We start from the raw sequence: 12684 nt of genomic DNA, 5'->3' as shown, positions 1-12684 counted from the left end.
GGAGTTTCTCGTGTGGAGCCGCGGGTCAGCGTGCCGCCCAGGCTGTGGCGAACAGCTCGTGAAGTGGTGCGGGCGGCAGCAGGCGGAAGAACGGGCCTTCGAGTTCCTTGGTGGCGTTGACGGTGGCCAGGTGGGTCTCCAGCTTGGCCGATTCCAGGGGCAGCTCCGGGGCCTTGATCTCGGTCCAGGCGCCGGGGACGAAGGCCGTGCGGCCGGCGCGGGGCCGCTTGTCCTGCTGGACGACCCCGCGTTCGACGAGCTTCGCCTGGGCCGCCTTGTGTCTGGCGGCGCCCCAACCGTTCCACTTGCGGACGTTCCTGTCGGTGGGACGGGCCAGCGTGAGCAACTGGAGGTAGAGCGCGGCGGCGTCGCGGTCGGTGCCGAGTTCGCCGGCGGCCTCGTCCACCAGCTCGGGAACGCTCAGCAGCGGATCGGCCTCGTAGCCGCCGGCCGGGACGGGGGTGGCCAGCGACCGTTCCACCATGCGCGCCAGCCCGCCGCCGTGCAGCACCCTGACGTGGCGCAGGGCCCACAGGAGGCCCGGCAGGTCGTGGTCCTCGCACAGCCGGACGGCCTGCTCGTACCGGCCGGGGTCGCCGAGCGCGGAGGGACGCAGCGCGGGCACCTGGCGGTCGCTGCGGGCGTCCACGATGAACAGCCCGTCGTCGTAGGCGACCGGGCCGGTCGCGGCGTCGTTGAACGGGTCGTCGCCCTGGTAGGGAAGAGCGGGATGGGTGCCGGGGCCGAACAGGTGCTCCCGGGCGGCCCGGTTGCCCCCCAGGTGCTGGGTGCCGAGCGGGAGGAGCAGGCCCGGCGCGTCCATCCGGGCTCGGAGGCGGCGGTGCAGCTCGGGCACGCCCGCCGTGGCGGGCGTACCCACGGGACGCTCGGTCAGTGCCCAGACCAGTAGCGTGGCCAGAGTGGTGTACGGGTTGCCGCGGACGCGCCGGCCTGGGGAGCCGTCATCGTCGAGGTGGTGGACGCCCAGGGAGCCGTACCGGTTCGCGGCCACCACCATCCGCATGTCGGACGTCGCCATGACCGAACCGGACGGATCGGCCAGATCGGCGGCCCTGGCCGCGTCCAGGGACAGCTCGCGCTCCAGTTCGGCGGCGGTGTCCTCGTCCACCGCGACACCGGCGCCGAGCAGCTCCACCCATACTCCGGCCATCCGCTCGGCCGCCGCGACGGTTCCGCCGTCCGCCCACAGCTCAGCGGGGTCGTCGGGCATCGCCGCGGCGACCAGGCGCCTCCGGCCGTCCGTGCCGAGCTTGTACGACAGGTCCTCGTACGCGCGTGCGATGGCCTTGCTCGCCTGGTAGGGCTTGCCCCGCAGCATCTTCGTGTGGTTCTCGTCCTCGGGCACGTAGTCGGTGCCCAGCAGCCGCTTGCGCGGCAGGCCGTCGAACGCGAGGACGGCCATGGCGCGGCGGACGCCTGCTCGCTCGCTGAACGCCGCGATGGCGGCGGGGTCGAGCGGGAGCGGCCCCTTCTCGTCCAGGAGCTCCAGGAGGCGGTGGATGCGGGCGGAGTCGTCGCGGGTGACGGTGCGGAGGTCGATGTCCGCGGCGTTCTCGGGCTCGGGCGCTTCCGCGGGCTGCACGAAGCGGTACTTCGCGCCGGGGTCGATCCGCTGGTCGGCGGCCGGAGCGGCCGCGACGATCATGGCCTGGCCCGCCGCGCACAGCGGCTCCAGGGCCGCGCCCTCGGCCGTGCCGCGCCGCCACCGGCCGGGCGCCGCGAACGGCTGCTCGGACCAGACGTGCAGGAGCGCGGCGAGCGTGGCCCGCTCGGCGTTCGGGGTGGAGGGCGCGACCAGCCGCCAGGCGGCCGCGTCGATCCGGCCGAGCAGCCCGGTCCAGTCCTGCGGCCGGGCCGGCGGGCTGACCCGCCGGAGCAGCTCGCCGATCTCGCCGCGCAGGAATCGGCCGTCGGCGGCGACGGCGGTGACGGTCGCGGGCTGCCGGGCCGACTCCTCCCGGAAGGCGGTGTGCGGTACGTCCAGCAGCCCGCGCAGCGCGACGAGGAGGTCGGCGTCCGTGGCCTCGGCGGACGGCCGGACCCGTTCGCCCGAGCGGACGGCCGCGATCCGCCGCGAGGCGGCCTCCCGCTTCCACCGCGCCCGCGCGGCGGCCACGGTGACCGCCACGACGTCCTCGACGATCTCGGGTTCGGTGACGCCGGGGAGCACGCGGGCCAGCGCCGCGCGGACGCTCTCCCGTACCGTCGCGTCGTCCTGGCCGTCGCCGTCGCCCGCCGCCTCCAGCAGCGCCCGCGCGGCGGACTCGCCGGCATCGCGCAGCGCACGCGAGGAGCCCGGGTCGCGCGGGAGGAGGAAGTGCCAGAACGCGGGCGGCGGGAACATCCGCCGGTTCTGCGGGTCCGGCTGGATCGTCCCCCCGAGCGCGGAGTGGAGCCACTCCTTGCGGCTGGGGTAGGACCGCACCTCCCACAGCACCGTGCCGTCCTCGGCGTCATGGGAGCGCATCGGCCCGTAGCGGTCGAGGGTCCCGTGGGTGACGACCAGATCGGCGCCGCCCTCGGGCATCCGGACGATCCCCCACGGGTAGCCGCCCCTGCGCCGGCCGCGCGGCAGCGTGCCCCGGCGGCCGTCCGCGCCCTCCACCACGTGGTGGGACGCCTCGGCGCGCCGTTCCGAATCCGGATGCGTGACGCGGAAGCCGGACAGCCCGCCCGCCTGCCCCAGGGGCGAGTCCACCCCGTCGGGGAGCCGGACGAGCGACAGCCGCTCGTAGTCCCACACCATGCCCTCGGGCGGCGGCGCGCTGGCGAAGAACGCCGGGAGGGAGCCGGTCGCGGCCCTTGCGCCGGTCACCGGGTCCACGGCCGCCCACGGGTCCTTCTCGCGGGACTGGACCCGGTTGCTCCACACCGTGTCGCCGTCGGTCATCTGGAACTCGTGGTCGCCGATGCCCTCGCGGCCGCCGCGCCGCAGGACCCGCTGCCCGTCGTGGCGGCCCCCGTCGGCGGTCTCGAACTGGTAGCCCTGCGCGCCGCTCAGGATGTCGAAGCAGGCGTCGAGGCCGAGCGTCTCCTCGGGAGCGAAGACCGCGCCCGGCTCGCTCGCCCAGAACGCGTGGCCGGGTTGGTGGTACCGGTCGCCGGTGGACCAGGCGACCAGGAAGTCGCCGCCCACGTAGTGCACGCTGTGGCGCGTCGCGTCCTCGGGGATCGTGAACGCGCAGGCGGCGCGCCGCCCCCGGTGGTCGACGGCGATCGCGCGGGTCCGGGTGAAGGCGGTGAGCACCGGCCAGGTCGAGGTGACGCCCTCGACGGCGCCCCCGGACGCGGTCAGCTCGGCCACCGCCTCCTCAAGCCCCGGCCAGCCGAGTTCGGCGGGCAGCCCGGCACGCAGCGTCCGCGCAAGCGGACCGGCGAGATCCAGCGCCTCCAGCGCCTCCTCGATCCCGTCGAGCGCCGCGGCGGTGGGCGGGTCCAGCCGCGCGTCCAGATCGTCCATCGCCGCGCCCGCCGTCTCCAGACCCGCGGTGGCGACCTCCTCGATCAGGCGGGAGATCCGCTCGTGGACGCTCTTCTCGACGGCGGCGGTGCCGGGCAGCCGCGTGATGGCCGTGCCGCGCCGGTGCGAGGAGCCGACCGTGCGTTCCAGCACCTTGCCCAGGGTCGGATGGGCGGCGAGCGCGTTCAGGTCGCGGCGCGACTCGCCGGTACGGACGGTCAGCCTCGCCCTGCCCGCCGGATCCTCCACCGGAACCCCCTCGGCCAGGCAGGCGTCCGCCAGATCCGCGTCGAGGTTGGTCGTACGGAAGCGCGACTCCCACAGCCGGACCGGCACACCCTCGGCGCGAAGGCGGGGTGCCAGCCTCGGTACCAGACCGAGCAGCTCGGCGGGCATCGGCTGGACGGCGATGCCGCCGTAGGCGACTTCCACGTGGTTGTAGGTGTGGGTGAACCTCCCGAGCCATCCCGCGAGGCCGCCGGTGGGCGTGACCGTGCCGTCCGCCATCGCGGCGGCGGCACCGGAGGCGTCCAGCACGCGCAGCCAGGCCGAGCCGTCGGTCTTGCCGGTCGGGAACATCGCGGCGAGACCGGCGAGCGCCTCCGGCGCGGGCGGGTGCGTGGCGAACAGCTTGGCCGCCCCGTCCAGCAGGCCGCCGGGGACGGCCTTGCCGCGCGCCTCCGCCAGCACGTCGCCCAGGAGCCGCGCGACCTCGTCCATGGCGACCCCCGCGTCCTTCGCCGAAGCGCGCAGCCGGGTGAGGAGATCGGCCGCCGGGACGCCGCCGCCCCGGTTCCAGGCCAGCACGAACCGGACGAACTCCTCGTGCGCCCGTCCGGCGGGGAAGGCGGCCGCGAGCCACTGCCGGTGATCGCGCAGTTCCCTGGCCGTCAGCGCGCCCGCCTCGGCGAACAGCAGCGCGTTCCGGAGCCGGTACGCCTTGTCGACGGGCAGCGCGTGTTCCGTCTCGGCCGCTCGCGCCCGCCCGTACGCGGTGGCCGCGTGCCGGGGGACGGGCGCGCTCAGCCGCTGCGCCACGGTGTCCCAGAACCAGGGCAGGTGTTCGGGCGGCAGCTCCCTGGCCCGGCGCCCCAGCTCGTCCAGGAACCGGCCCGGCTTGCCGTACGTCCGGCCGATCCCCTTGTCCAGCGCGTCGACGAGCCCCAGCGCGGCCGGTTCCCAGTCGGGCGCGTTGAGCCGCGTCCACTCCAGGTAAAGCACTGAGCCCTTCAGGTCTTGGGGAGGCATGGGAGCTTTGGGAGGCATTCGCGGGATTATGCCAGCACCCTCCGAAACCGGGCGACCACCCGACGCCGGGCCCCGCCACCGTTTTGTATCGGGCGGAACAGAACTTGCGAGACCCGTGTTCATGCCCACACCGAGACGCTCTTCCACCGGTGGTACCGCCAAAGGAGCGGCTCGGGGCGGCTCCCGCCGGCAGGCCGATCGAGATCGTCGAGTACGCGATATACCCGGTCCGCGGTGGGAAGTTCCTGCACGTATCGGCCGTTCACCATCACCTCGAAGGGAAGAGACCATGGGAAACATCGTCGTCGGGAACGAGAACAGCACCCCGATCGAGCTCTACTACGAGGACCAGGGCGCGGGACAGCCCGTGGTCCTCATCCACGGGTATCCGCTGAACGGTCACAGCTGGGAGCGGCAGACGCGCAGCCTGCTCGCCGCCGGGTATCGCGTCATCACCTATGACCGTCGCGGGTTCGGCCGGTCGTCGAAGGTCGGGTCCGGGTACGACTACGACACGTTCGCCGCCGACCTGAACGTCCTGCTGGAGACCCTCGACCTCAGCGACGTCGTCCTGGTCGGTTTCTCGATGGGCACGGGCGAGCTCGCCCGCTACGTCTCGCGGTACGGCCACCAGCGGGTCGCCAAGCTCGCCTTCCTCGCCTCGTTGGAGCCCTTCCTGGTCGCCCGCGACGACAACCCCGAGGGCGTGCCGCAGAAGGTCTTCGACGGAATCGCGGCCGCGGCCAAGGGGGACCGCTACGCCTGGTACACGCAGTTCTTCTCCGACTTCTACAACCTCGACGAGAACCTCGGCGTCCGGATCAGCCAGGAGGTGGTCACCGCCAACTGGAACGTCGCCGTCTCCAGCGCGCCGGTGGCGGCCTACGCGGTCGTGTCCGCGTGGATCGAGGACTTCCGCGCCGACGTCGAGGCGGTCCGCGCGAGCGGCAAGCCGGTCCTGATCCTGCACGGCACCGCCGACAACATCCTGCCCATCGACGCCACGGCCCGCCGCTTCCGCCAAGCCCTGCCCGAGGCGCGGTACGTGGAGATCGAGGGCGCCCCGCACGGGCTGCTCTGGACCCACGCCGACGACGTCAACGCCGCACTGCGCTCCTTCCTCGGCTGAGCCGGCGGGACGGGCGGCCACCCCGATCGCCCGGTCATCGGCCGTCCCCCGTGGCGCGGGTCTCGGGGAGGACGGTGACCTGGGTGAGGCCCGTGCGGGGATGGGGGTGGACGTCGGCGTCCACCCGGTAGACCTCGGCGAGCAGGTCGGGGGTGAGCACTTCGGCGGGTGCTCCGGCCGCGACCAGGCGTCCGTCATGCAGGACGCAGAGGCGGTCGCAGTGCGCGGCGGCGAGGTTGAGGTCGTGCAGGGCGATGACGGCGGTCACGCCGAGGCGGCGGACGAGGCGCAGCGCGTCGATCTGGTGGCGGAGGTCCAGGTGGTTGGTGGGCTCGTCCAGGACGAGCGTCCCGGTCCGCTGGGCAAGGGCCCGAGCTATCAGCACGCGCTGCTTCTCGCCGCCCGAGAGCCGGTTGAAGGGCGCGTCGGCGAGATGCGCGGCCTCCAGTTCGGCCAGTGCTCCGGTGATGACGGCGCGGTCGGTGGCGTCGTCGCCCTGGAACGCGCGCTTGTGCGGGGTGCGTCCCATGGCGACGACGTCGTGGACGGTCAGCTCGAAATCGTCGGGGGTCTCCTGGAGGACGGCCGCCAGCCGTCTGGCCAGGTGCTTGCCGGGGAGCCGCCAGACGTCGTCGCCGTCCAGCAGGACCCGCCCGGAGGTGGGGCGCAGCGCGCGGTAGAAGGTGCGCAGGAGCGTCGACTTGCCGGCGCCGTTGGGGCCGACGAGGCCCACGACCTCCGCCGGGGCCACGGTCAACCGGATCCGGTCCACCAGGGGGCGCCCGCCGATCACGACGGAGACCTCTTCGGCGCGCAGGGTTCCGGGTTCGGCGGGCCGGGGGATCGGCTCGGTGGTCGTCATGCCGCTTTGCGCTTCATGAGGTACAGGAAGAACGGGCCGCCGACCAGGGCCGTGAGGATGCCGACCGGGATCTCCTCGGGGCTGATCAGCGTGCGTGCGGCCAGGTCGGCGGCGATGAGGAAGGCCGCGCCCAGCAGCGCGACCGCGGGCAGTGCGCGGCGGTGGTCGGAGCCGGCCAGCAGCCGGACCATGTGCGGCATGATCAGCCCGACGAAGCCGATCGAGCCGCTGACCGCCACGACCGTTCCGATCATCAGGGCGACCAGGACGAACAGCGCGGCGCGGAACCGGTGCACGTCCAGCCCGAGCGACGCGGCGGCCTCCTCCCCGGCCAGCAGCAGGTTGAGCGGGCGCGACAGGCCCAGCAGGACCGCGGTCCCGGCGAGCACCGCGGCCGCCGGGATCCACAGCACGGTCCAGGTGGTGCCGCCCAGGCCGCCGAGCATCCAGCGCATCGCGGCCTCGGCGCTGCGCGGGTCGTCGGAGGTGAGGACCAGGTAGCCGGCCACCGCCGAGAGCACCTCGGCGGTGGCGACGCCGGCCAGCACCAGCCGGACCGTGGTCATCCGCCCGCCGGAGCGGGCCAGGGAGTAGACCAGGACCAGCGCGAGCAGTGCGCCGCCGAAGGCGGCGAGCGGCAGCGAGAACATGCCGAACCAGGACACGTGGAAGACGACCACCAGCACCGCGCCGACGGTCGCGCCCGACGACACCCCCAGCAGCATCGGATCGGCCAGGGGGTTGCGCACCAGTGCCTGCAAGGCCATCCCGCATACCGACAGCCCCGCTCCCACCACGCCGCACAGCAGCACCCGGGGGAGGCGGACGTCCAGCACGATCGTCTCGCGCACCGGGCTCCAGTCCGGGACGGCCAGCGCCGGATGCACGGTGTGCAGCAGGATGCCCCAGACCTGACCGGGCGGCAGGCTCACCGACCCGGCCGCGATCCCGGCCGTCGCCGCCGCCAGCACCAGTCCCGCCAGCAGCGCCAGCACGAGCGCGTAGGGGATCCCGGGCCGGCGGCGATACGCGCGGCCGGTGACCGCCCCCCGGTCGCCGGAGACGCGAGGCTCGGCCAGGCCGGTCACGCGAAGCGGTCCGGATGCAGTTGCCGGGCCAGCGACTCGACCGCGTCCGCCACCCTCACGCCGGTCACCGTGGACGACAGCGGCAGCACCGCGAACCGCTCGTTCTCGATGGCCGGGACGTCCTTGAGCGCCGGATGCCCCAGCAGGAACGCCTTCTTGTCCTCGGCCGACCGCTCACCGTAGTCGTAGATCAGGACGACGTCGGGAGCGCGCTCGGCGAACTGCTCGAACGAGACGTCCCCGTAGGGCTTGTCCACGTCGGCGAACAGGTTGCCGCCGCCCGCCAGCCGGATCATCTCGTCGCCGATTCCGGCGCCGCCGGCGGTGAAGACGGTCTTGTCGCCGCTGTCGTAGACGGCGACCTTGAGCGGCGCGACACCGGCCAGCCCGCGCTCGACCCCGTCCAGGACGGCGCGCATCGAGGCGATCCGCCTCTCCGCCCGGCCGGGCACCCCGAAGATCTTGGCGACGGTGCGGATCTCCTCCTCGACCGTGGCCATCGTCACCGGCCCCTCCGGGCACTCCTCGATGTTGAGGTGAGAGTCGATCCCCGCCTTCTTCAGCGCCGCCCGGCCGCGGCCCTCCTTCTCCTCGAAGGCGCTCCGCCAGCCGCCGTAGACCAGGTCCGGCTCAGCCGCCAGCAGCCTCTCGTAGGACGGGTACTCCTTGGAGATGACCTCGACGCCGTCGTAGGCGGCCTGGAACTCCGGCAGCACCTCGTCGTCGAGGTAGCCGGTGCCGGCCATCGACTTCTCCAGGCCGAGCGCCAGCATCACCTCGGTCGCGTGCTGGTTCAGCGACACCGCGCGCCGCGGCGGCCGCTGGTAGGTCGTCGTCACCCCGCAGTTGGACACCGTCACGGGGAACCCGGAAGGCACCGGACCGGTCCCGCCTCCGGCGGCGCGCTCCGAAACGCCACCGCATCCGGACACCAGCAGCACCACCGCCACCAGCACCGCCACCACGGGCACCGCCGCCACCGGTGAGGCCAACGCCGCCCGGCACGGTGCCGGGCCCGACGAGCCAATGGGCATACGAGCCCTCCTCTCTGGGGAGATCCGCCCCAGTCCATCGAGGAGGCGACCGCGTGAGTCTCCTGGCTCTCGGGTCAACGCTCGTCCCGGCCTTCCCACCCGCGTTCGCGGGCAGTGGCATGGGTTCGGGATCCGCTCGCCGATCACAGTGGCGGTACCGCGCCGGATTCACACCGGCTTCCTCGTTCCGCCGTCGCCTACACCGCACATCGTGACACATCCGGCATCTCTCCGGGGAGAGACCGGAGCCCACGCCCCCGTCGTCACGGTTAGTGATCATGCGGTCACTAGACTGCCCCCTGTCGGCCGCTCACGGACGAGTCGCCCTCGGCCAGGCCGGAGGGCGGCCCGGACTCGGCGGCGCCGGGCCGTCCCGGGCCGCAGGGAGCAGGGGAAATGGTGTGACAGCGAACGATCCGGACGGTTCCAGCGCCCGCCCGGGGCCAGGCGGGCGCGCCGCTCCTCTCACGTGGCGAGTCGTGATCCTGTGGCTGCTGGGCATCGCGGCGGCCCTCGCGGTGACCGGCATCGTCCTCGACCGGGAGATCGGGCTGGCGCCCTTCCTGGTCTTCCTTCCCACCCTGATCGCCGGACGCGGGACGGTCCGGCAGACCGTCGTCACATCGGTGTGTTCGACCCTGCTCATCTTCGGCGCCCTGCTCCTCAGCCCCCTGGACGCAGCGACCGCGGCGAGCGTGATCGTATTCGCCGTCGTGCTGAACGGCCTGGCCGTGGGCCAGGTCGTTCAGCGCGTCCGCCAGGAGGAAGAGATCCTCCGGCTGCGTTCGGCGGCGGCCGCCCTGCAGCGCCAGATCCTCAACCCGTTCCCGCTCGTCACCGACGAGCTGGTCGTCCACGGCCTGTACGAGCCCGTCGAGGAGGACAGCCGGGTAGGAGGCGACATCTACGAGGTGATGGCCACCCCGTACGGAAGCCGCGTGCTCATCGCCGACGTCCAGGGCAAGGGCCTGCCCTCCATCAGCACGGCCTTCGCCGTGCTCAATTCCTTCCGTGAGGCGGCCCTGACGGAGCTCACCCTCACGGCCGTCGTGGAGGCGCTGGAGAACTCGGTGCTCCGGCGCAACTCGTTCGCCGCCCAGCGGGACGAGATGGAACGTTTCGTCACCGCACTCGTCCTGGAAGTCGGTCCCGAGACGCAGGCCGAGGCCATCAACTGCGGACACGTGCCGCCCTACCTGCTGCAGGACGGCCGTTCCGGGCGGGTCCCCCTTGGCAAGACCTCCCTCCCGCTCGGGCTGGGTTCCCTGGATCCCGAACCGCGGGCCGCCGAGCGGTTCGACTTCCCCCGCGGTTCCACGCTGCTGCTGTTCACGGACGGCGTCACCGAGGCGCGAAATCCGTCCGGGGCGTTCTATCCGCTACGCGAGCGCATGGCCGACCGGGGCGACCTCCGCGCGGCCGACATCGCACCGGCCATCTACCGCGATCTGCAGCAGCACACCCAGGGCAGGCTGGCCGACGACACGGCGCTCCTGGTCCTGCGCAGAAGCGGCTGACCGCCGCGGAGCGGGCGCCTCGCGAGAGCGGATCGGCGACGCCGGTTGGTACCGTGCGAAGTGCCGATGCAACGCCCCTCGACCTGCCGGAGCGCCGCCCCATGACCATGTCCGAATCCCCTCGTCCGCCGCAGCGGACCGTCCCCGGGCGGGGAACACGGGTACGGGCGACGCGTCAGGCGGAGGCGGTCAGCCAGGCGCTGGCCGAACTGCCGGAGTTCCGCAGCGCCCAGGAGATCCACGCCGAGCTGAGACGCCGCGGCGAGCGGGTCGGGCTGGCCACGGTGTACCGGCATCTGCAGGCGCTCCACCAGGACGGCGGGGTCGACGCCCTTCGCGACGAGCGCGGCGAAGTCCTGTACCGGCGCTGCGACACCGGCGCCCATCACCACCACCTGACCTGCCGCTCCTGCGGGCGCAGCGTGGAGGTCGAGGCGGCCGCGATCGAGCGGTGGGCCGAGCAGGTCGCCGCCGAGCACGGGTTCACCGAGATCGACCACACCGTGGAGATCTTCGGACTCTGCCCGGACTGCGCACGCCGGAACGGCTGACCCCCCGGTCTCGCCCCGCGTCAGCGGTCGAGCGTCCGCAGGTACTCGCCGAACTTCTCCAGCCCGTCGATGTTGCGCGGGCCGCTGATGCCCTCGTTGTAGTCGAGGATGAAGATGTTGTCCTTCTCGACCGCGGGCAGGCCGCGGGTGTGCGGCGACTCCTTGAGGAAGTCGATCTTCTCGGCGGCGGGCTGGTCGCCGTAGTCGAGGACCATGATGACCTCGGGCCGGGCCTCGGCGACCGCCTCCCAGCCGACCTGCGTCCAGCGCTCCTGGAGATCGTCGAAGATGTTGCGGCCCCCGGCGGTCTTGATGATGTCGTTGGGGGGCACCTGGCTGCCGGCGGTGAGCGGCTGGTCGGTGCCGGAGTCGTAGAGGAACACCGGTACCGGGTCGTCCTTCGGGGCGGCCCGCTGGACCGCCTCGGCCCGCCCCTTCAGGTCGGCGACGAGCTTGGCCGCCCGGTCCTCGACCCCGAAGATCTGTCCGAGCCGCTGGAGGTCGGTGTACAGCGCGTCGAAGGGCGCGAGCCGTTCGGGGTGTCCCGGGTAGTTGAAGCAGCTCTCGGCGTGCATGAAGCTCTGGATGCCCAGCCGGTCGAGGATCTCCGGCGTGATGCCGCGCTGCGGGCTGAATCCGGAGTTCCAGCCGGCCACGACGAAGTCCGACTTGGCCTGGACGACGATCTCCTTGTTGAGCAGGTCGTCGCCCAGCATCTCGACCTTGGCGTACTCGGCCGCCCACGGGGACTCGCTGACCGGGGGATTGGCGGGCGGCATCACGTAGCCGTGGACGTGCTCGGTGAGCCCGAGGCTGAACAGCTTGTCGGCGCTGCCGCCCTCGTAGGCGACGGCCCGCTGCGGCACGGAGTACTCGACCGTCTCCCCGCACCTCTTCACCTTCCGCTTCGCGGAGGCCGGGTCCGCTTCGACTTCCGCGCCGCAGGCGCTGAGGACGACCATGGCGCCGGCGGCGGCCGCGAGGGCTCGTTTCATGACGTGGACCTTTCGGGAGGAAGGGAGTACAACAGTTGCGGGGAGCCCGACAGCGGGTGCGGGACGACGGTGACCTCGACGCCGAAGACGCCGCCGACGATGTCGGGGGTGAGAACGTCCCAGGGCGTCCCGGCCTTGACGAGCCGTCCCCCGGACAGGACGCCGATCCGGTCGCACACCGCGGCGGCGAGGTTGAGGTCGTGCAGGACGATCAGCACGGTGAGCCCGAGTTCCCTCAGCAGCGACAGCATCTCGACCTGGTGGCGGACGTCGAGATGGTTGGTCGGCTCGTCCAGCACCAGGACCCGCGGTTCCTGGACCAGCGTCCGTGCCAGCAGGACGCGCTGCCGTTCGCCGCCGGACAGGCTGAGGATGCCGCGCCGGGCCAGATGGGAGATGTCGAGCCGCTCCATCGCCGTCTCGCACAGCTCCCGCTCCCGGCGGGTGAGGGGGGCGTTGCCCCGTCCATGCGGTGTCCGGCCCAGGGCCACGACCTCCTCGACGGTGTAGTCCAGATCGACCGCGCCGTCCTGGGTCATCGCCGCGACGAGCCGCGCGCTCCGCCGCAGTGGCAGGTCCGAGAGTTCGTCGCGGCCCAGGAAGACGGTGCCGGAACTGGGGCGCAGGGCGCGGTAGACGCATCGGAGCGCGGTCGACTTGCCGCTTCCGTTCGGCCCGACGAGCCCGACGATCCGCCCGCTCGGCACTTCCAGCGACAGGGCGTCCACCAGGCTGCGGCCGCCGGCCGCGACCGTCAGCCCGACCAGTGCGAGGTCCAT

Annotated in this window: 9 protein-coding genes and 1 riboswitch; of the genes, 3 read left to right on the top strand and 6 right to left on the bottom strand. The window is 73.0% G+C overall.

Annotation, left to right across the window (positions count from 1 at the left end; genetic code table 11):
* Nucleotides 1–25: 25 nt before the first annotated feature.
* Entirely contained in the window at nucleotides 26–4729 is a 4704-nt protein-coding gene (locus tag E1281_RS00275; protein ID WP_207943005.1) for a hypothetical protein, read from the bottom strand.
* A 289-nt stretch (nucleotides 4730–5018) separates the two neighbouring features.
* Here E1281_RS00275 and E1281_RS00270 point away from each other — a divergent pair, with 289 nt between their 5' ends.
* Nucleotides 5019–5858 (top strand): alpha/beta hydrolase, encoded by an 840-nt coding sequence (locus tag E1281_RS00270; protein WP_131875036.1) that lies wholly within the window; start codon nucleotides 5019–5021, stop codon nucleotides 5856–5858.
* Nucleotides 5859–5892: 34 nt separating this feature from the next.
* Here the strand turns inward: E1281_RS00270 and E1281_RS00265 are convergent, their stop codons facing one another.
* Genes E1281_RS00265 through E1281_RS00255 form a run of 3 tightly spaced genes read right to left on the bottom strand, consistent with a single transcriptional unit; the run spans nucleotide 5893 to nucleotide 8842 of the window.
* Nucleotides 5893–6720 carry an ABC transporter ATP-binding protein gene (locus E1281_RS00265; protein ID WP_131875035.1) on the bottom strand — a complete coding sequence of 276 codons (828 nt, stop codon included), beginning with the start codon at nucleotides 6718–6720 and terminating at the stop codon, nucleotides 5893–5895.
* Complete coding sequence (locus E1281_RS00260) at nucleotides 6717–7808, bottom strand: iron ABC transporter permease (RefSeq protein WP_347813260.1); 1092 nt, start codon at nucleotides 7806–7808, stop codon at nucleotides 6717–6719. The genes E1281_RS00265 and E1281_RS00260 overlap by 4 nt, the downstream gene beginning before the upstream one ends.
* Nucleotides 7805–8842 carry an ABC transporter substrate-binding protein gene (locus E1281_RS00255; protein ID WP_131875034.1) on the bottom strand — a complete coding sequence of 346 codons (1038 nt, stop codon included), beginning with the start codon at nucleotides 8840–8842 and terminating at the stop codon, nucleotides 7805–7807. The genes E1281_RS00260 and E1281_RS00255 overlap by 4 nt, the downstream gene beginning before the upstream one ends.
* A gap of 34 nt (nucleotides 8843–8876) precedes the next feature.
* Nucleotides 8877–9062: riboswitch (cobalamin riboswitch) on the bottom strand.
* A 259-nt stretch (nucleotides 9063–9321) separates the two neighbouring features.
* On the opposite strand from E1281_RS00255, the gene E1281_RS00250 reads away from it, so the two are divergent.
* Nucleotides 9322–10359, top strand: coding sequence for a PP2C family protein-serine/threonine phosphatase (locus E1281_RS00250; protein WP_207943004.1), 1038 nt, complete (start codon nucleotides 9322–9324; stop codon nucleotides 10357–10359).
* A 101-nt stretch (nucleotides 10360–10460) separates the two neighbouring features.
* Nucleotides 10461–10910, top strand: a complete 450-nt coding sequence (locus E1281_RS00245; RefSeq protein WP_207943003.1) for a Fur family transcriptional regulator — start codon at nucleotides 10461–10463, stop codon at nucleotides 10908–10910.
* 20 nt (nucleotides 10911–10930) lie between these two features.
* On the opposite strand, the gene E1281_RS00240 is transcribed toward E1281_RS00245, so the two are convergent.
* Nucleotides 10931–11905, bottom strand: a complete 975-nt coding sequence (locus E1281_RS00240; protein WP_131875032.1) for an ABC transporter substrate-binding protein — start codon at nucleotides 11903–11905, stop codon at nucleotides 10931–10933.
* The gene (locus tag E1281_RS00235) at nucleotides 11902–12684 is read right to left on the bottom strand and encodes an ABC transporter ATP-binding protein (protein WP_131875031.1); all 783 of its coding nucleotides are present in this window, start codon (nucleotides 12682–12684) and stop codon (nucleotides 11902–11904) included. The genes E1281_RS00240 and E1281_RS00235 overlap by 4 nt, the downstream gene beginning before the upstream one ends.

The sequence above is a fragment of the Actinomadura sp. KC345 genome (assembly GCF_004348515.1).
Taxonomy (GTDB): domain Bacteria; phylum Actinomycetota; class Actinomycetes; order Streptosporangiales; family Streptosporangiaceae; genus Spirillospora.
This window is presented reverse-complemented; position numbering and strand designations above follow the sequence as displayed.

Bases quoted from the DNA above. Each gene is read 5' to 3' on its own strand.
- E1281_RS00255 (WP_131875034.1), bottom strand. From the start codon at position 8,842: ATGCCCATTGGCTCGTCGGGCCCGGCACCGTGCCGGGCGGCGTTGGCC.
- E1281_RS00235 (WP_131875031.1), bottom strand. From the start codon at position 12,684: ATGGACCTCGCACTGGTCGGGCTGACGGTCGCGGCCGGCGGCCGCAGC.
- E1281_RS00275 (WP_207943005.1), bottom strand. From the start codon at position 4,729: ATGCCTCCCCAAGACCTGAAGGGCTCAGTGCTTTACCTGGAGTGGACG.
- E1281_RS00245 (WP_207943003.1), top strand. From the start codon at position 10,461: ATGACCATGTCCGAATCCCCTCGTCCGCCGCAGCGGACCGTCCCCGGG.
- E1281_RS00270 (WP_131875036.1), top strand. From the start codon at position 5,019: ATGGGAAACATCGTCGTCGGGAACGAGAACAGCACCCCGATCGAGCTC.
- E1281_RS00265 (WP_131875035.1), bottom strand. From the start codon at position 6,720: ATGACGACCACCGAGCCGATCCCCCGGCCCGCCGAACCCGGAACCCTG.
- E1281_RS00240 (WP_131875032.1), bottom strand. From the start codon at position 11,905: ATGAAACGAGCCCTCGCGGCCGCCGCCGGCGCCATGGTCGTCCTCAGC.